General features: G+C 39.0%; 21 protein-coding genes. 12 read left to right on the top strand and 9 right to left on the bottom strand.

All coding sequences use genetic code 11. The features are described from left to right. Positions 1-29: 29 nt before the first annotated feature. Positions 30-266 carry a hypothetical protein gene (locus EKM65_RS04705; protein ID WP_125606081.1) on the top strand — a complete coding sequence of 79 codons (237 nt, stop codon included), beginning with the start codon at positions 30-32 and terminating at the stop codon, positions 264-266. Positions 267-526: 260 nt separating this feature from the next. Here EKM65_RS04705 and EKM65_RS04700 read toward each other — a convergent pair whose 3' ends face one another. From EKM65_RS04700 to EKM65_RS04690, 3 genes are read right to left on the bottom strand one after another with little or no spacing between them, the layout of a single operon-like run. After that, positions 527-1,189 carry a histidine phosphatase family protein gene (locus EKM65_RS04700; RefSeq protein WP_125606078.1) on the bottom strand — a complete coding sequence of 221 codons (663 nt, stop codon included), beginning with the start codon at positions 1,187-1,189 and terminating at the stop codon, positions 527-529. 29 nt (positions 1,190-1,218) lie between these two features. Further along, a complete protein-coding gene (locus EKM65_RS04695) occupies positions 1,219-2,124 on the bottom strand; it encodes a proline-specific peptidase family protein (RefSeq protein WP_125606075.1) in 906 nt (301 codons plus the stop codon). A gap of 47 nt (positions 2,125-2,171) precedes the next feature. Next, a complete protein-coding gene (locus tag EKM65_RS04690) occupies positions 2,172-3,164 on the bottom strand; it encodes an aldo/keto reductase (protein WP_125606072.1) in 993 nt (330 codons plus the stop codon). Between the two features lie 134 nt (positions 3,165-3,298). Here EKM65_RS04690 and EKM65_RS11210 point away from each other — a divergent pair, with 134 nt between their 5' ends. The 8 genes from EKM65_RS11210 to guaA all read left to right on the top strand — a co-directional run bounded on the left by EKM65_RS11210 (position 3,299) and on the right by guaA (position 11,388). Further along, entirely contained in the window at positions 3,299-3,460 is a 162-nt protein-coding gene (locus tag EKM65_RS11210) for a hypothetical protein (RefSeq protein WP_164506820.1), read from the top strand. Between the two features lie 859 nt (positions 3,461-4,319). Next, entirely contained in the window at positions 4,320-4,697 is a 378-nt protein-coding gene (locus EKM65_RS04685; RefSeq protein ID WP_164506823.1) for a fluoride efflux transporter FluC, read from the top strand. Then, the gene (locus EKM65_RS04680; RefSeq protein WP_125606067.1) at positions 4,697-5,062 is read left to right on the top strand and encodes a fluoride efflux transporter FluC; all 366 of its coding nucleotides are present in this window, start codon (positions 4,697-4,699) and stop codon (positions 5,060-5,062) included. Before EKM65_RS04685 ends, EKM65_RS04680 begins: the two co-directional genes overlap by 1 nt. Positions 5,063-5,100: 38 nt before the next feature. Next, positions 5,101-5,280, top strand: a complete 180-nt coding sequence (locus EKM65_RS04675) for a hypothetical protein (RefSeq protein ID WP_125606064.1) — start codon at positions 5,101-5,103, stop codon at positions 5,278-5,280. Positions 5,281-5,466: 186 nt separating this feature from the next. Further along, on the top strand, positions 5,467-7,779 hold the full coding sequence (helD, locus tag EKM65_RS04670) for an RNA polymerase recycling motor HelD (RefSeq protein WP_125606061.1): 2,313 nt from the start codon (positions 5,467-5,469) through the stop codon (positions 7,777-7,779). Positions 7,780-8,007: 228 nt separating this feature from the next. Continuing rightward, positions 8,008-8,160, top strand: a complete 153-nt coding sequence (locus EKM65_RS11205) for a hypothetical protein (protein ID WP_164506822.1) — start codon at positions 8,008-8,010, stop codon at positions 8,158-8,160. A gap of 359 nt (positions 8,161-8,519) precedes the next feature. Beyond that, positions 8,520-9,446, top strand: a complete 927-nt coding sequence (gene coaA, locus EKM65_RS04665; RefSeq protein WP_125606058.1) for a type I pantothenate kinase — start codon at positions 8,520-8,522, stop codon at positions 9,444-9,446. A gap of 388 nt (positions 9,447-9,834) precedes the next feature. Continuing rightward, positions 9,835-11,388 carry a glutamine-hydrolyzing GMP synthase gene (gene guaA, locus EKM65_RS04660; RefSeq protein WP_125606055.1) on the top strand — a complete coding sequence of 518 codons (1,554 nt, stop codon included), beginning with the start codon at positions 9,835-9,837 and terminating at the stop codon, positions 11,386-11,388. A 164-nt stretch (positions 11,389-11,552) separates the two neighbouring features. On the opposite strand, the gene EKM65_RS04655 is transcribed toward guaA, so the two are convergent. Both EKM65_RS04655 and EKM65_RS04650 read right to left on the bottom strand, forming a co-directional pair. Continuing rightward, entirely contained in the window at positions 11,553-12,713 is a 1,161-nt protein-coding gene (locus EKM65_RS04655) for a tyrosine-type recombinase/integrase (protein ID WP_125606052.1), read from the bottom strand. A gap of 90 nt (positions 12,714-12,803) precedes the next feature. Then, on the bottom strand, positions 12,804-13,037 hold the full coding sequence (locus EKM65_RS04650; protein ID WP_125606049.1) for a hypothetical protein: 234 nt from the start codon (positions 13,035-13,037) through the stop codon (positions 12,804-12,806). A 262-nt stretch (positions 13,038-13,299) separates the two neighbouring features. Here EKM65_RS04650 and EKM65_RS04645 point away from each other — a divergent pair, with 262 nt between their 5' ends. The 3 genes from EKM65_RS04645 to EKM65_RS04635 all read left to right on the top strand — a co-directional run bounded on the left by EKM65_RS04645 (position 13,300) and on the right by EKM65_RS04635 (position 14,221). Continuing rightward, positions 13,300-13,578: a type II toxin-antitoxin system Phd/YefM family antitoxin gene (locus EKM65_RS04645; protein WP_164506821.1), complete on the top strand. Its 279-nt coding sequence runs from the start codon at positions 13,300-13,302 to the stop codon at positions 13,576-13,578. Further along, positions 13,575-13,838 carry a Txe/YoeB family addiction module toxin gene (locus tag EKM65_RS04640; protein ID WP_125606043.1) on the top strand — a complete coding sequence of 88 codons (264 nt, stop codon included), beginning with the start codon at positions 13,575-13,577 and terminating at the stop codon, positions 13,836-13,838. Before EKM65_RS04645 ends, EKM65_RS04640 begins: the two co-directional genes overlap by 4 nt. A 176-nt stretch (positions 13,839-14,014) precedes the next feature. Then, positions 14,015-14,221: a hypothetical protein gene (locus EKM65_RS04635; RefSeq protein ID WP_125606040.1), complete on the top strand. Its 207-nt coding sequence runs from the start codon at positions 14,015-14,017 to the stop codon at positions 14,219-14,221. On the opposite strand, the gene EKM65_RS04630 is transcribed toward EKM65_RS04635, so the two are convergent. The 4 genes from EKM65_RS04630 to EKM65_RS04615 all read right to left on the bottom strand — a co-directional run bounded on the left by EKM65_RS04630 (position 14,209) and on the right by EKM65_RS04615 (position 17,456). Next, positions 14,209-14,940, bottom strand: a complete 732-nt coding sequence (locus EKM65_RS04630) for a hypothetical protein (protein WP_125606037.1) — start codon at positions 14,938-14,940, stop codon at positions 14,209-14,211. The genes EKM65_RS04635 and EKM65_RS04630 overlap by 13 nt on opposite strands. A 111-nt stretch (positions 14,941-15,051) precedes the next feature. After that, positions 15,052-16,179: an Abi family protein gene (locus tag EKM65_RS04625; protein ID WP_125606034.1), complete on the bottom strand. Its 1,128-nt coding sequence runs from the start codon at positions 16,177-16,179 to the stop codon at positions 15,052-15,054. Between the two features lie 178 nt (positions 16,180-16,357). Then, on the bottom strand, positions 16,358-16,972 hold the full coding sequence (locus EKM65_RS04620) for a DUF4352 domain-containing protein (RefSeq protein WP_125606031.1): 615 nt from the start codon (positions 16,970-16,972) through the stop codon (positions 16,358-16,360). A 100-nt stretch (positions 16,973-17,072) separates the two neighbouring features. Continuing rightward, entirely contained in the window at positions 17,073-17,456 is a 384-nt protein-coding gene (locus tag EKM65_RS04615) for an ImmA/IrrE family metallo-endopeptidase (protein ID WP_125606028.1), read from the bottom strand. Positions 17,457-17,642: the final 186 nt, after the last annotated feature.

Raw genomic sequence — 17,642 nt, 5'->3', positions numbered from 1 at the left:
GTTGCATATAAAACGTGCGTGGTGCCGTGGTGGAAAATAAATACTTGTCGCTGGAACGTAGTGGGCGTCGATTTGAGCCGATTGAAGAACAAATCGTCTCAAATACGCGCCTTAATGTAAGCAATAAATTGCCAACATTAATGTCACTACTGAGCGGTATTTATTTTCGACCACTAAACAAACGAAACGGCGACCTTTGCACAAGCACTGAATTGACGAGTGGTTACACTACCTTCCAATTTTTAGAAATACAAAATTGCAGTTAAGGTTGCACTAACGCTCTTTCGTCAGTGCCGGAGGAAAATCGCGGTCAGCCGCGGCATTCTTGTTAGTGGTTTACCACTTACAAGAAAGTTTGTATTTGAGACAAATTTATTTGGCTCAAATCAAACTCGCAGCGTTCCACCGGCGCATTTTCTGTAGGCACGAAGAAACTCAAAACAACAATTTTAGATTTTAACATGCTAACGAAGTGGCAATGAAAAAACGGAGTCAGGATTTTTTATCCCGACTCCGTTCTTGATATTTAATTAATAGCTTCTAAGCGATTATAATAAACAACCTCAATGCCCTGATCTGTCAACAGAATTTTGGTAACACTGGCATTGCGTGGTGCGATGGTGGCGTCGAATCGACCGGCACCAAACTTTTCAACAATGCTGCGAATGGTTGTGCCATGGCTAACTAATAGCACATTATCACCATTAAGATTTTGTTCACGCAACATTTTGAAGCCCTTGCTGAGACGCGTCCAATATTGTGTTGCCGTTTCAGCATCATGGAAAGGATCAGCATCGTTCATAAAATCCTTTGAGGCATCAATATTATATTTTGAAATGAGTTCTTTAAATGAACGCGCGCCATGAGGAGCACCGACTAGATACCAAGTTTTAGCAGAATCTTCGCCTTCAAAATAACCGTAGAAAACTTCACGGAAGAATGCCGTGGTTGTGTAGGGAACAACGGTGTTCATATTTTTACCGAGAATGATTTCGCAAGTATGCATTGCTCGGGTGGTGTCAGATGAGTAAGCATGTGTGAACGTCAGATGTTTCAGACGTTCAGCGGCTTCCTTGGCACCGTCAATGCCGGCAGGAGTTAGCGGCGAATCGGACCAACCTTGCATCTTGTTGAATTTGTTGAAATAAGTTTGACCATGACGAACGAGATAGACTGTGATTGTTTTCATCTGTGGCTTCCTTTTAGAAATAAAAATGATTAGGCGCGGAACTGACCACTTTCAACATCAAGAATGAACTGCTTCAAATGGGCAAAATAAACGTCAGGATTATCAATCATATGATGATGGCCGCCATCAGGAGTTGTTTCCAAGCGCGCATTCGGAATTTCTTGCGACATGCGCAATGCTGAAGAAAGTGGCATAGTTTCGTGTTGACCAAATGTTAATAGGGTTGGCACGGTAATGTTGTGGATTTCCCTTCGCAAATCGAAGTCCTTTAATTTACCAGTGACAACGAATTCGTTATCGCCTTGGAAGGCGTTGTAAACAGGTGTTGCCATAGTTGAAATCAAATGACGAATTGCCGGTGGCTGCCGACGATCAACGTAGCCACGATTCAAAACGTCCACGTAGGATTGATAACGCGGATCATCATAATTACCGGCGGCTTCGCAACGCTTCATGTAAGAAACAGCTTCAACAGAAAGTGCTTCATCACGAACTTTGTTAATGTGAACGACGTATTCGGGAATATTGTCAACCATGCTGGAAATAATGGCACCTTTTAAATGGTTGCCATATTTCAAAGCGTATTCCATCGTAAGAGCGCCACCCCAAGATTGGCCAATCAGGTAGAATTGATCCAGACCCAGTTTTTGCCGGACTTCTTCAACTTCACCTAAGAAATAATCATTGGTTAAATATTTGGCCGCAATTTCAGGATCATGATAATCTGGTTGGTCAGAGTAAAATGAACCTAATTGATCATACATATGCACTTGAACGCCAATATCAGCTAATTTTTCGCCGAAGTTTTCGTAGTATTCGTGCGTGCCACCAGGGCCACCATGCAAGCAAAGTAAATGAATGTCGCCTTGACCTTGGGTATTGGTCCATAAATGATAGCCATTATCCAATGTTAAAATCGTTGTTCCTTGTTTCATTTAACCACCCAATTTCTTTTTAATATAACTACCTTAAGTATAGCATGTTACTGTTTAAGAATTGCATTGATTGCGGAAACTTCATCGTCACTAAATTCGAGATTTTGCCCAGCTTCAATGTTGGCCAGCAAATTCTTTTCACTGGTCGTTCCAATGATGACGCTGCTGACTGTTTGATCGCGTAAAATCCAAGCCAGTGCCATTTGTGCAAGAGTTTGTTGGCGATTCTGCGCAATCTTATTCAATTGATTCAGTTGAACAACGACTGCTTCTTTGCCATTGGCGAAAATATCGGCGTTGCTCCAATGAATTGGGAAATCAGCGGGAATGCCATTTAAATAACGGTCAGTTAATAAACCTTCACATAGTGGGCCATAAGCAACAAAGCCGCGATTGAAATCTTTTAAGGTTGCCAACAAGCCATCATCTTTGACGCGCGTTTGTAGCATATTGTATGAAGATTGGTTAACAACAAACGGAACTTGCAAATCTTGCAGTAATTTTACCATCTTCTTTGTTTGTTCAGCGTCATAATTACTAATCCCGATATAAAGTGCTTTGCCTGCTTGAACAATTTGGGCTAAAGCAAGGGCAGTCTCCTCAAAGTCAGTGTTAGGATCAGGACGATGACTGTAATAAATATCCACATAATCCATTTGTAGATTGGTCAGACTACGATCGATAGCTTGTAAAATGTTTTTGCGAGAATTAAATTGCGCATAAGGACCAACGCCAGTTTCAAAACCAACCTTAGTTGTGACTACTAATTCATCACGATAAGGTTTTAAACTGTCTTGGTAAACTTGACCAAATAATTGCTCAGCAGAGCCAATATCTGGTTTGCCATAATTATTCGCATTGTCAAAACTAAAGATACCGTGATCAAAGGCCGATAAAATGATTTGTTTGCGGTCAGCGTAGGGATCAGAACTACCATAATGGCGCCAAAGACCAAGACTAATAATTGGCAGTTGTAAACCGGTGTGGCCGACCCGACGAATCGGTAAAACGTCGTAACGATTATTTGCAGCAACGTACATGTGATTGTCCTCCAATACTTGAATGATTACCTTTTCATTGTAGAAGTTATCTGAAGTTGGGTCAACTTTAGACCGTCATTGGTACGTTTTCATTGAGGCCGAACTATAATAAAGGTAGTCGAGGAGGAACATAAATGATGGGACAAAACAAAATAATCAACGTGCTTTTTGTGATCTGGTGGGCGGTTACCTTATATTTAGTCGCTACGGGTAAAAATATGTTGGCAATGTATGCGATGGCGGTGGGGATGTTAGTTGAAGAGGTACTACCGCTATTAATAAAATCACAGAAATGAATTTGCACTGCATTGAAGTTTAAACTTCAATGCAGCTTTTTGTACTTCTCCGCGCTTGCGCAAAATTGCTTGTGGAATGTGGTGCGTTACCGTGGCGACGAAAGAATGCTTGGCGCTGATTAAGACAGTGGAAACTAAAACTACTATTTTTTGCTTCTTCGTGCTTGCGCAAAGGTTACCTACGGAACGTGCGGGGTATCGTGAGGGAAAATAAATACTTTCGCTGGAACGTGGTGGACACTGCTTGAAGCCAATTTTTGCAAAATTGTCTCCAAGACAGGTCTTGTTGTAAGTAATAAATTACTAACAACAATTTCACCACTGAGCGGTATTTATTTTCCCTCACTAGACAAGCAAGAGGGCAACCTTTGCGCAAGCGCTAAATTAACGATTGGTTGAATCACTTCCAATCTTTAGAAATCCAAACTTGAAGTCAAATCACACCACATCATCTCGTTTGTCAGTGCCGGAGGGAAATCGCGGTCAGCCGTGGCATTCTTGTTAATGGTTTACCATTTACAAGAATGTTTGTATTTGAGACAAATCGGTTTTTGATTTGGCTCAAATCAAACTCACAGCGTTCCACCAGCGCATTTCCCGTAGGCACGAAGAAGCACAGGATAACAGTTTTAGGACTTAGCATATACGGAAGTATTTGAGTTCGAGCCGAATAAACCAGCGTTCCACCAGCGCATTTCCCGCAGGCACGAAGAACTGCGACATAACAGTTTTAGTATTGACAGTATCTTAATTCAACACTAACCAATGTTTTAACCACACCACTTTCAAATTCAAAGCGACTAGACAACATCACTGATTTGGTGGGATAATCAAATAATATTTTGACGAGGTGATGACGTTGACGACTTTAATGATTGCTTTCTTTGGGTTTTGGGGTGGCGTGGCTCGTCTATATGGCACTTATCTCCTGCCTTCACCATGGAGCACATTAACTATTAATTTACTGGGTGCTTTTTTATTACCTTTGTGGTCAGAGTTCTTGGGACCAAGGTTGGCTAAAAATCGCCGTTGGTTAGTTTTAGGTGTTGGAACTGGATTCTTCGGAGCTTTCACGACTTTTTCTAGTTTTTGTTTAGATTTTGTCAAGTTAATCATGGCTGACCGTGTTAGTAGCGCGCTAATTTATTTAAGCATTAGTATCATTGGCGGTGTTTTGGTCGCTTGGCTTGGCGCAACTTCAGCACAAAGATTAACGATGAAGGAGATGCGCTTCTAATGACGAACTGGGTAATAATTGGCTTGGGTGCCAGTCTTGGTGCAGTGGGCCGTTATCAATTCACTAACCGCTATAAAAAATTTCAACCCGAATTCGGTTATCGTGCAACATTGATCATTAATCTTTCCGGTGCTTTTATGCTAGGACTACTGTTTGCCTTAGCGTTAACTGATTCGCTCTATGGTTTTTTAGGCGTCGGTTTTTGCGGCGGCTGGACAACCTTTTCCACATTAAATAGTGAGATTGCTGGCCAAATTGCTTCTGAAAAATGGGGTCGCGCGCTGACATACATTGCGCTAACTTATGGATTAGGTTTACCGCTGTGTGCATTGGGTTGGTGGCTTGGCCATAGTTTTTTTAGTTGATTGATGTTAAAATGATGTCAATTATGCGGAGGACAACTATGAATCGTAAATCTATTATTACTGGGATCACGACGTTAATCGGTTTTTTGTTAGGCCTGTATTTTAAGAAGATTTTTATGTACACGATGATGGGTTTAGCAGTCGGTTATTTAATTGTCTATTGGATTCCTTATTTCAGCGCCTGGCGGCGGAAAAATAGAACCACACGGAAAAAATAAATTTGTGAAAAATTATGACGGTAGGCTGACAAAATAAGGTCAGTAAACACTGGAGAATAGACGTTTTGGGCCAAGTGTGCTAAACTTGTTCAATACGTTTTTTTGTTTGGAAAAATTTAGTCAGTTTGCGACGTAATTTTGATTGTTAATTTGTTAAATGCTATTTTAAGTAAAGGTTGTGGAATATTGGGAGATTCACATGAACCAGTTCGTAACACACGAGTAGCTGAACAGCAGTATTTAGATAAGGTTGTTCAAAAAATTGGGCAAGCGCAGAAGAAGACCCAAGCTTCCATTGATCAAGCAGCTGATGATGAGAAATCAATCAATAAGCACTTTGGTGAGGAAGTAAAATTAAACTTCGGTGATTATTCCACCAATTTGGGAACAGCATTGTCAATCCACCAGCAACAACAAATGTTAACTGAACGCGAAAATAGTTGGCAACAATCAACACAACGATTGAACACGTTGAAGCGCTTAATTAGCAATCCTTATTTCGCGCGGCTTGATTTCCACGAACATGGTGAGCCGCGTCAAGAAACCATTTATATTGGCCTCAGTTCATTTACAGATAAGAATGACAAGTTCTTAATTTATGACTGGCGCGCACCAATTTCGTCAATCTATTATGATGGTAAATTAGGCGATGTTACTTATCAAACGCCAGATGGTGAGCAATCAGTTAACATCACGTTGAAACGGCAATTCTTAATCAAAAACGGTCAGATTGAATCAATGTTTGATACCTCCGAAACAATTGGTGATCAAATGTTGTTAGAAGTGTTGGGTGAAAAATCCAGCACGCAAATGAAATCAATTGTCACGACGATTCAAAAAGAACAGAATAAAATTATTCGTAATACTAAAGCCGATTTATTATTTGTCCAAGGTGCTGCCGGTTCCGGCAAGACTTCGGCGATTTTGCAACGGGTCGCTTTCTTACTCTATCGTTACCGCGGTAACTTAACGTCTAGCCAAGTGGTCATGTTTTCACCCAACCAGTTGTTCAATGATTATATTGAAAATGTGCTACCTGAACTTGGCGAGCAAAATATGGTGCAGATGACCTATCAACAATATGTTGGTCGCCGCTTACCTAATTTAGCCATCGTTAATCCAGCGACTCATTTTGAAACACCGCAAACCCAAACCGCAAAGAAGATTACCCATCTCAAAACGGAATTGAAGTTTTTCAAGGTCTTGGAAAACTATAGTCGTTTACTTGAACAAGGTGGCATGTACTTCCGTGATTTAAAGTTTCAGGGACAGCCTTATCTTAGTAAAGAAAAGATTGCCGAAATTTATTATAGTTTCAACGAGAATTATCATTTGGCTAACCGTGTCGATGCAACTAAAGAAAAACTAATGCACATGCTCAACAGTCGGATTACACCGGAAACTAAAAAAGCTTGGGTTTCAAAAACCATCGAAGATATGGATCAGGAACAATTGCAGGCCATGTACGACCGTCCCGACCAGGAATTCGAGTCCAGCGATGCTGAATATAAATTCTTATCGCGTAAGATTGTGACTCATGCCTTGAAGCCGGTTGGTCAGGGAATTAATCGGATGCGTTTCTTTAACATTCAAGCACAATATCTACATTTTCTGATGCAGGTGCCTAATCTAGTCAATTTGGTTGATTATGGTTTAACCGAGGCCGATTGGCGAACTGGTGTTGAATCTGTCCGGACTAATTTTAAAGATCATGAGATTAATCTTGATGATGTGACGCCGTTTCTTTTCTTATTTGACTTAATTACTGGTAAGAATGGCGAGCGGTCGATGCGTTTCGTCTTCATTGATGAAATTCAGGATTATACGCCGTTTCAGCTAGCTTACTTACAGAATCGTTTTCCTAAAGCTAAATTCACCATGTTAGGTGATTTGAATCAAGCAATATTCACGCGGACGGAAAGCCGCTCATTGTTAAGCCAAGTGCAGAAATTATTTGATCGTGATAAAACCGAAGTTGTGCAACTAACCCGTTCATATCGGTCCACAAAGCCAATCACTGAGTTCACTCGAGCCATCTTAAAAAACGGTCAAAAAATTGATACGTTTGAACGAAAAGGTGACTTACCCAACATCTTTGTGCGCGATAATGAGTTGGTCTTGCAAGATAAATTGTTGGCACAACTGAAATCTAACGATGAACGCAAAGTAACGACCGCAATTATTTGCAAGACTAAACTGGAGAGTGAAGCTGTTGCGAAATATTTGCAGGTGCAAGACTATCCTGCAACATTGATCCAGTCGGAAAATCAACGCTTAGCCGCGGGAACGTTAGTAATTCCTGCTTATTTAGCTAAGGGGTTAGAGTTCGATGCCGTTATTTTGTGGGATCTTTCGGCTAAGAATTATCCAGATGAAGATGATCGCCAATTAGTTTATACAATTGCCTCTCGAGCGATGCACCGCCTGACGATCTTTGCGAAAGATCAATTAACACCAATTCTTGAGATCGTTCCAGAAAAATTGGCAGTATGCGAGTAGATTTACTAATATTGAACCAGCGTACCGAAAACTAGAACTGTTATGTTGAACTTCTTCGCGCTTATGCAAAGGTTGCATACAAAGTGTTGCGAGTGCCGTGAGGGGAAATAAATACTTTCGCTGGAATGTGGTGGATCCTGCTTGATTAAGATAGTGGTAACTAGACCTGTTTTGTTGTGGTTCTCCGCACTTGCGTAAAGGTCGCATATGAAACATGTGAGTACCGTGGTGGAAAATAAATACTTGTCGCTGGAACGTAGTGGGCGTCGATTTGAGCCGATTGAAATGCAAATCGTCTCAAATGCGAGCATTAATGTAGGCGATAAATCGCCAACATTAATGTCACTACTGAGCGGTATTTATTTTCCACCACTAAGCTAACAAGAGTGCAACCTTTGCGCAAGCGCTGAGTTGACGAGTGGTTGAATCGATTCTAATTTTTAGAAGTACAAATTCGAGGTTAGATTACACCATATCATCTCTTTTGTCAGTGCCGGAGGGAAATCGCGGCCAGCCGCGGAATTCTTGTTAGTGGTTTACCACTTACAAGAAAGCCGAGCTTTAAGACAATCTCTGATTGGCTTAAAGTCGTGCTCGCAGCGTTCCACCAGTGATTTTCCGCAGGTACGAAGAAGTACACTTAGCAATTTTCCACAGGTGTGAAGAACCGTTAGCTTCATCGTCGTGTACCAGAGTATCATCAGCGTATCGTTAATCTTGATTGGTTGGGAGTAATTCTGATGGCTTTACCTGATAATTATAATTATTTCACGCGTGAGCAGTGGGCCAATTTTCATGGCCGCAATCAGCTGAATACGGTCACTGCAGATGAGTTGTCGTCAATTGCAGCTTTGAATGATCGCATTTCGTTGAATGATGTTCAAGAAATTTACGTTCCACTGCGCCATCTCTTGCATATTTATATTCGTCGTTATCAGCAGTTAATGAATGACAAGGCTGATTTTATGGGTCAGTCTACGCATAAGACCCCGTTTTTAATTGGTATTTCTGGAAGCGTGGCTGTTGGCAAGACCACAACGGCGCGGTTGCTACAATTATTGCTCAGTCGTTCCTTCACGAATCATAAAGTACAATTGATCACGACTGATGGCTTTTTGTACCCCAATGCTGAATTGGAACAGCGGGGAATTTTAGATCGTAAGGGATTTCCTGAAAGTTACGACATGGAGCATCTTTTAACTTTTCTTGATGAGGTTAAAAGTGGGCGGCCCAACATTGAAGTCCCGCGTTATTCACACCAGATTTATGATATCGTGCCACAAGGTTATGATGTGATTGATCAGCCGAACATACTGATTGTTGAGGGGATTAACGTCCTGCAATTGCCTAGCAATCAACAATTATATGTGAGTGATTATTTCGATTTCTCAATTTATGTTGACGCTGATCCGGTGCAGGTTGAGAATTGGTATATTGAACGTTTCGAGACCTTGCTAGATATGGCTGCTAATGATCCAACCAATCATTATTATCATTATGCAGTTGGTGACCGGGCAATAGCGTTAGCTGATGCTCATCAGATTTGGCGCGATGTTGATTTGAAAAATTTAGATGAATTCATTTTACCCACTCGTAATCGTGCTGATTTGATTTTGCACAAGACAGCGCATCATGTGATTGATACGGTGGGGTTGCGCAAGTATTAAAGCAGAGTGCAGAGGAAGTCGGGTTGACAATGAGCATTAAGAAAGCAATGAAAAAGTTCGTATTGTGAACTTATTCATTGCTAGCTTAAGCGGAATTGTCAGACTTTCGTAGCACATTTCAAAGCAGAGTGCAGAGAACAACGGGTTGATTGCGTAGCCTTAAAGAGAAAGCGCGGCTGGGTGTCAACCCAGATGGGATTTTTCTTTAAGCATAGCAAGCAGTTGGCTTGAGCACGTTTCAAACGAAGCATATTAACCAATATTTTTCGATGGTGCATTAAGTCTTAAGATTCAATTTACATCATCACAGAAAATCGTTATGATGGTAGAGAAGAATTATTGTTTATTCCCATTTTAAATACAAAAATGAAATTGGAGCGTGACAAACATGGCGCAAGCCGACGCACAAAATGTCGACAAGATTATCGTTCTTGATTACGGTAGTCAATATAATCAACTTATTACTCGCCGTATTCGTGAATTCGGTGTCTATTCTGAATTGCTGCCCAACACGATTACTGCCGCTGAAGTAAAAGCAATTAATCCTAAGGGTATTATTCTGTCTGGCGGTCCAATGAGTGTCTATGATGAGGGAGCCTTTGATGTTGATCGAGAAATTCTCAACTTGGGTATTCCTGTCTTAGGTATTTGCTATGGCATGCAGTTATTAGCCTACAAGTTAAACGGCAAAGTTGAATCGGCTGACAATCGTGAATACGGTAAGGCTGTGATTACGGTAACGGATTCTGAATCGCCACTTTTTAAAGACTTACCAACCGAACAAACAGTTTGGATGAGCCACGGTGATTTAGTGCGTGAAGTACCAACCGGTTTCCATGTGGTTGCCACCAGCAAAAACGCGCCAATCTCGTCATTTGCAGACGATGATCGGAAAATGTACGGCATTCAATTCCATGCTGAAGTGCGGAATACTGAATATGGTAACGACATTTTGCGTCACTTTACTTTCGACGTTTGTGGTGCAGATGCGAATTGGTCAATGACTGATTTCATCGACCAACAAATTGCCAAAATTCGTGAGACGGTCGGCGATAAAAAGGTCTTGCTAGGTTTGTCCGGTGGCGTTGATTCTAGTGTTGTCGGTGTCTTGTTACACAAAGCCATTGGCAACCAGTTGACGAGTATTTTCGTCGATCATGGTTTGTTGCGTAAAGGCGAAGCTGAACAAGTAATGGCTAGTCTTGAGGGTAAATTCGGCTTGAATATTATCAAAGTCGATGCTAAAGATCGCTTCTTAGGTAAGTTGGCCGGCGTTTCCGATCCTGAAAAGAAACGCAAAATTATTGGTAACGAATTTATTCAGGTTTTTAATGATGAAGCTGCCAAGTTAAATGGTATAGATTTCTTAGCACAGGGGACGTTATACACAGACGTCATTGAAAGTGGCACGAGTACCGCGCAAACTATTAAGTCACATCATAATGTTGGCGGTTTGCCGAAGGACATTCATTTCCAATTGATCGAACCATTACGGACTTTATTCAAAGATGAAGTGCGTGATTTGGGTGAGAAGTTGGGCATGCCGCACGATTTAGTTTGGCGCCAGCCATTCCCTGGTCCTGGCTTAGCCATTCGCGTTCTTGGTGAAATTACCGAAGATAAATTAGAAATTGTCCGCGATTCCGATTTGATTTTACGTGATGAAGTTAAAAACGCCGGTCTTGATGAAGAAATCTGGCAATACTTCACAGTTTTGCCTGGCATTCGCAGTGTTGGTGTGATGGGTGACGGTCGTACTTATGATTACACCGTTGCGATTCGCGCCGTCACGTCAATCGACGGCATGACCGCCGACTTTGCGCAAATTCCTTGGGACGTTCTGCAAAAGATTTCCGTCCGCATCGTTAACGAAGTCGCACACGTCAACCGCGTCGTGTATGACATCACGAGCAAGCCACCAGCAACGATTGAGTGGGAATGAGCTGTTAACGTTTCAAACGAATTAAGCCCCATCACAACCGATTAAAAGGTTATGATAGGGCTCTTTTTGTATACTTAAAATCGGATAGAAGCTGTTTAAAAAAGATGAAAAAGTGGTAACTTTGGTGGTAACTTTTATAATCAAGAAAAGTTACCACCAAATCATCACTTTATGTTATCAACAGTAGTATATAAATCAAGTGATTCTCCAGAAGTTGGCCTTGTGTAATCGGCAGTCATTTGCAAATTACTGTGCCCCAACCAATGCATAACTTCAATATCCGAAGCTTTTGAAGCCATTCCTTTTGTAGCAAAATAATGTCGAAGCATATGTGGTGTAATGTGAATGCCACTTGCATCATTAACTCGTTTAGTTACTCTGTTAGCGTGATATGGGTGAAGTGGTTCGCCTTTATCGTTTAGCCATAGCCAATTATGCTCGGCGTGAATATTGTTTCTCGCTCGTAAATTATCTGATGTTATGATCGCGTATTTTATATAACTGATTATCCAGCCGTTGACCCAAATGGTGCGATAGGAACTTTTTGTTTTCAAACCAGTTCCGTTAGGAAAGTCTGTTGTTCTTTGTAGATCTATTTTGATTCCACAAATTTCTGTACCATCTTTTTGCTTTTTAAATTTAAATGAATCGGTTCGCAAACCCATTAATTCGCCACGGCGTTCACCAAGCGAACCAATATAAATCATTGATAACATGTACTTATCTAGTATTTGTTGCGCTGAGTTGATCCATTTTTCATAGTCTGCTGTTTCTACCGTTAAATCTTTTGGTTCGCGTCCTTTGATTAACATGCCTTTGAGTTTATTTTTAAGTATAATATCTTCATTTTCGGCAGAGTTCATTATATTTAACATTATTGAAGTGATCGTTCTTATTGTTGTATTTGCTAGGCCATGAAGTGCCAACTTATCAAGAAATGATTGGAAACTAGATCTAGACACGTCGTTTAGTGCTTTAGAACCAAATTTTGGTTTTAGATACTTATCATAATATTGTTTCTGCATTTTAAAAGTTGATTCTTTCCATATTTCAAGTTCAAGTTTTCGTTCTGACATCTTTTTCCAGTATTGGTCAACTGTTACTTTTTGAGCCGTTATTGAAGACATGTTATTCATTGCTAAGTCGGCTTCAAATTTCTTCAAAACAATGTCCGCATCTCGCCAATTTTTAAAGCCTGATTTTGTGAACTCGTCGGGCTTTCCTACACTATTTGTGTATTTTCGCCTAATCCGATATCTTTTTCCACGGTTAGTTGAATACTCATAAATGTTAGGGTGGCGTGGCATTTTTTTATAAACGTACATAACCATCAGTTTCCTTTCTTGTGTAGTTTTTTAGCCAAAATACACAAACGTATGTTCTTTTTGACTTTAAAAAAATAAGCCCTGTTGGCATTAACCTAATTCATCTATGTTAATTGTCGGTGCAGTGTCTTTTCTGCTGCGCATGATTTCTAAAATCTTGCGGGTGTAGTTCAAGCATTCTAAATATTCCTCTTCGTTATGTGGTACTGCTAAATCAAAAGCAAAGAAATCGGGACTATTCAGGTCTGCTCTCAATCGCTCAATTAGTTGGTTATAAGTCATGAAATCATTGTCATACATCCAGTCCATACCGTGTATTTTCATGTTAATCCTCCAATTATCTCCCTAAAACGGGGATATTTATTTAAATTTCAAAATATCTCTTTAAAATGTTAAAAATGAAGAGATAAATCTTACTGTTGGAATCGAACCAACACTAATCACCAGAATAAGAGATTAACTTTGCTGGGCTTTAAATAAACATTCTTATCTGTTAATAAAAAAGCGGTGAAAGATTATTGACGTACGTAATAACGTACGCTATAATGTTCCTGTAAGCAAATTAAGTATGGAATGGGGAGTTAATATGGATATTTACACACCAACAAAATTTCGCCAAGAAATATATGCAATCCTAAAAGATATCAACAATAATAATAAGACGGTTACCATCACTAAAGCTAATGGTAATGACGAAGATTCAGCAGTTGTTATTAGCAAAAAAGATTGGGAAGCGTACCAAGAAACAATGGCATTGCTAGCCAACGGCCAGCTACAAGCTGCTATACAAGCAGAGAATGAACCTGGCGGCATTGATATCGATGATCTTATCAAAGAAACTGATGCAGAGGACGCAGCTAAATGAGTTGGGAGGTAATTGTTAAGCCTGGTGCAAAAAATGATATTAAACGAGCTTTGCGTAGTCCCCTAAGAGCAAAACTATTGGATATTATCGCAACTCTCAAAGATAACCCGTACACTCCAACACATTCATTAGAAAAGTTAAAGCCGCCAATAGAAGGAAAGTATTCTAGAAGGCTAAACGGTCAACATCGAGTTGTCTATAAAGTGGATAAAGAAAATAAAACTGTCTATATATTATCGGCATGGTCACACTACGAGTAACGCTCTCTATTAGGGGGGCGTTTTTTTATTTGGATAAGCCTGTGGAAGGCTATTCCCACTACCGGAATCGAACCGGTACTAACCATCAAAGTGGGAGATATAGTTTTTTATGTTAAAATTAGGTGAAATAAATTCATCTAAAAAAATTATAAGTGAAAAACGCAAAGGAGAATTCTATGAATTTTTATAATCTAGAATATTTTCACCAAGAAGCTATTGATAGCATTGAGAGTTTAAGAGTGGAAATCAGTAATTGCGATGATATTGGTAAGATAGAAACTGCAATATATGAAATGCAACGGATTAAGGGTGAGTTAACGGATACAGACCAAGTTTGTGGGATAGAAGGACTACGTGGCATTAGAAAAAATCAATCAAATTGATGAACGATTTTTTGAATTGATTTTTTTGCCTCCGGGTTGGCAATTCTTTCCCATTCCAACAGAAAGTGTCTAAAGTCTGAAGCTTTTGTAATTGTCGCGATATCAGGAACAGATTTCCAAAGCACACTACTTTTTTCAAAAATAGGCAATAGTTTTATTGCAAAATACCGGTTCTTTAAACGGTCAACATCGTTACTTGCAAGATAACTTGCTAACGCTGAGTTTTTTCCTGCTTCTGTTAAAGATACTTTTTTGACATCTAGTATTGCTGAATTAAAGTAGCTTTCAAAGGCTGAATGGTAAGATTTTTTCTGTAATGAAATTGATGCATTCCAATATTTGCTCATTTGTTTTAAGAAGAACAAGGAGCTTAGTTCACATAGCGTTTCTTCGAACCATTTATAATTTTGTATTTTAATTCCTTCGTAAAGGTAGAAATGGCATAGCTCATGACTAAGTTGATACGTGATCTGTGCCCAATAGCTCGGACCTGCTGGGTGTAGAAAGATATTTATATGGTCGCCTGAATACATCGGATAGTCTTCATCCCATATAGTAATTGCCATTTGTCTTTCAAGTGGTATAGGCGCAAATTGATTAAATACTTCTAATAAATCGTCGACCACGAATTTAAAATCAGCGAGATCTTCAGCGGAATCATTATAGCCGAAGAACCAATTTTTATTCACCCTCGATTGTTCGCGGATTATAGCTGTCATATCATCACCTGTAATTTAAAATATTTCAATTCAAGAGAAGTAACAAATTTAAGTAGATAATTCCCACCGTCGGAATCGAACCGACACTAGTCACCAGAGTAAGAAGGGTAATTAGAATAATTTATAGAAATCTTGATTTTGTTCTTGAATTGTTTTTTCAATCTTAATATTGCGTAATCTAGTAACGAAATTATTGGGTAACCCACAGCTAGCGATAAACTTGGAGAAATTTTCTTTTTCAATTTCTGTACTTGTATTGATCTTTTCCCAAGATGCTAATTGTTCAATAAAGTATTTTGAATCGTACTTATCAAGCAGAATAACTAATGAGCTCATGAACGCAAATAGTTCATTACGACAAAGGTTGTTGTTTAAAAATTCTTTATCTGAAAATACAGCTTCATTAGCAAACAGTCTTAAAGGTTTGAGATTAAGTTTTTGAGAAGCTTTGAAATGTATTAATCTACTTCCGTGCGCCAAGTTATTACGAAAGTTGTAAATAATTGTGATCATATTTCTAGTAAGCTCTAAAAGATCTCCGACTCCGCTGTCAATTAATTCATTAATTTGTTTCCCATCAACGTCATCACGATCAATGTATTCATCGAATATATCTTCTTTGATAAAGTAATAAGGTTGAGGTTCTTTGTAACTTTCAAATTTATGAACAGGCAAGAGTTCGCCTGCAACATATTCTGTCATTTGTCGAGGAAAAATAGAAAGCAACATCCTTGTTTGTCCCAAGGAAGTATTACTTAATAAAATCCACGGGGGAACTTGGTTGTATTCTTTTTTATAATATTTAGTTGGGTCATCGTTACAAGTATCAATGTTAGCCTTTAAAAATTTAGTAATGCTGATGGCTTTATTTTTTCTGCGATAATTCATTGGATTAAGATAGTCATCGGTTTTTACGCCAAATTTTTTAGCCAAGATATATGCCATTGCTTCTTTTAAACGTTGTTCAAAATTGATAGTAAACTTGAAAAGGATATTTCTTAAATCATCTTCAACTCTATGGTAATAATATAAGTCAGTAAGATGAACATTTTCTCTATATGTTTTAGTCTCTGCATTGTAGAACTCTTCTTTATAGCGATTTATTAAATTGTAATAACCGCGTGATTTCAAAATACTGATTGCCAGCTGAGTGTCATCAATTATTAATCCTTTAGAATGCAGCTTTTCAATCATATAAGAATAGTCATGGAAGCAAAGTTCCTCATGATTTTTGGACAACGAAAAACACCTCACAGTAGTTTAATCTACTATGAGGTGTTTATGCGACCTGAATATGGTTACAGGCATTTCAACTTACCTACATAATAGATGAAAATATTCTAATTGTCAATAATGTCAGATTTAATTCCCACCGCCGGAATCGAACCAGCGCAGGTCACCAGATTGGGGACGTTGATTAGTTTAGAGTTACATCAACAGTTTTATCATTCCAGAATGATGTTTGATATTGTAGTTTTAACTTAGCGTCTTTGCTTGCTTGTCCTACTAAGTTTCCAGATACAGTAGCGTCTTTATCTAGCGTGCCGTCATGTAGAGCATCTTTGCTATATTCATCATTCATAAGTATTTCATCAAAATCAGTAGAGTTACCATCTGCATTCAATTTAAAATCATATGGGTTATAGTCTTGCTTTTCGTCACTCTTATTAGTAATTGTTACGTTAACGATTACGTATTGTTTTCCACTATCTGGAGTGTCCATATCATCACCAGCCCAGAACTTAACGCTATTAACCTTGAATGAATAACCCTTGTAAGTAGCAGTTTCTCCGACTTTGTATGAATCTTTTAATTCAGCTTCAGATTTTTTTGAAGAACTTGATTTTTTAGTCTCCATAGTCTTTTCAGATGTGTCTTTAGCACCGCTATCATCGTTGCCGCCCATTTGTGATCCAACGATTGCTACCGCAATCACAACTAAAATCCAGAACCATACACGTTTGTAGAAAGGTTTCTTCTCCTTTGCCGTATAGATTTTTCCGTCATCCCCTGTGATTTGTTTCTTTGCCATAATATATTCCTCCCGTACCAGTATTCTGGTATAATTATTTTTGTAACAAGCGTTATGTAATGCCTAGCACATTCTATTCCCAGTAGAATGTGTTTTTTTATTACATCAAATGATATAATTTGCCAGCTTCGTGAAGATATGAAACTTGTACGCCTAATTCATCAGCGACTTCAAAATCGCTGTCTATTTCTTTAGCTTTGTATTTGTTAATCGAATCGATAGGCAATAGATGTTTAATCCCCCAAGATCTAGCTTGTTGTTCTTGTTTCATATTATCTAAAGATGAATATTCACTAATATCACCAACAGAAGTTTCAACGTGTCCTAGTTCTTCATATAACCACTGTAATTGCTCTTGCTGTGGTATCTCATTGTTAATAGTAATCTGATTACCGATTGCAATGCCCTTAAGTCCGCTAGGCATATGTTCAAATTTCAAAGTCATATCTGGATAGTCAGACATGATCTCGTCAAATCTATCCATATATAATCAGTCCTTTTCGTGTTGCTTGCGATATTGGGCTTTTTTAAATTCCCGGATTTACAATTCAAGTGCAACACCAAATAACTATACCAAAAGTATACAAATAGGTCATGGAGACCTACACTTAAAGTGACTAAACTCAAGAAAGGACAACTCCATGACCCAACATAAGAATACCACCATTAA

The sequence above is a fragment of the Lapidilactobacillus bayanensis genome, assembly GCF_003946695.1.
GTDB lineage: Bacteria > Bacillota > Bacilli > Lactobacillales > Lactobacillaceae > Lapidilactobacillus > Lapidilactobacillus bayanensis.
The sequence above is the reverse complement of the archived record's forward strand: the minus strand, read 5'-3'. Positions and strand labels throughout refer to the sequence as shown.

Excerpts from the sequence above, each read along its gene's own strand:
- EKM65_RS04700 (WP_125606078.1), bottom strand. The coding sequence starts at position 1,189 with ATGAAAACAATCACAGTCTATCTCGTTCGTCATGGTCAAACTTATTTC.
- EKM65_RS04695 (WP_125606075.1), bottom strand. The coding sequence starts at position 2,124 with ATGAAACAAGGAACAACGATTTTAACATTGGATAATGGCTATCATTTA.
- EKM65_RS04690 (WP_125606072.1), bottom strand. The coding sequence starts at position 3,164 with ATGTACGTTGCTGCAAATAATCGTTACGACGTTTTACCGATTCGTCGG.
- EKM65_RS11210 (WP_164506820.1), top strand. The coding sequence starts at position 3,299 with ATGATGGGACAAAACAAAATAATCAACGTGCTTTTTGTGATCTGGTGG.
- EKM65_RS04680 (WP_125606067.1), top strand. The coding sequence starts at position 4,697 with ATGACGAACTGGGTAATAATTGGCTTGGGTGCCAGTCTTGGTGCAGTG.
- EKM65_RS04675 (WP_125606064.1), top strand. The coding sequence starts at position 5,101 with ATGAATCGTAAATCTATTATTACTGGGATCACGACGTTAATCGGTTTT.
- coaA (WP_125606058.1), top strand. The coding sequence starts at position 8,520 with ATGGCTTTACCTGATAATTATAATTATTTCACGCGTGAGCAGTGGGCC.
- guaA (WP_125606055.1), top strand. The coding sequence starts at position 9,835 with ATGGCGCAAGCCGACGCACAAAATGTCGACAAGATTATCGTTCTTGAT.
- EKM65_RS04655 (WP_125606052.1), bottom strand. The coding sequence starts at position 12,713 with ATGTACGTTTATAAAAAAATGCCACGCCACCCTAACATTTATGAGTAT.
- EKM65_RS04650 (WP_125606049.1), bottom strand. The coding sequence starts at position 13,037 with ATGAAAATACACGGTATGGACTGGATGTATGACAATGATTTCATGACT.
- EKM65_RS04645 (WP_164506821.1), top strand. The coding sequence starts at position 13,300 with ATGGATATTTACACACCAACAAAATTTCGCCAAGAAATATATGCAATC.
- EKM65_RS04640 (WP_125606043.1), top strand. The coding sequence starts at position 13,575 with ATGAGTTGGGAGGTAATTGTTAAGCCTGGTGCAAAAAATGATATTAAA.
- EKM65_RS04635 (WP_125606040.1), top strand. The coding sequence starts at position 14,015 with ATGAATTTTTATAATCTAGAATATTTTCACCAAGAAGCTATTGATAGC.
- EKM65_RS04630 (WP_125606037.1), bottom strand. The coding sequence starts at position 14,940 with ATGACAGCTATAATCCGCGAACAATCGAGGGTGAATAAAAATTGGTTC.
- EKM65_RS04620 (WP_125606031.1), bottom strand. The coding sequence starts at position 16,972 with ATGGCAAAGAAACAAATCACAGGGGATGACGGAAAAATCTATACGGCA.
- EKM65_RS04615 (WP_125606028.1), bottom strand. The coding sequence starts at position 17,456 with ATGGATAGATTTGACGAGATCATGTCTGACTATCCAGATATGACTTTG.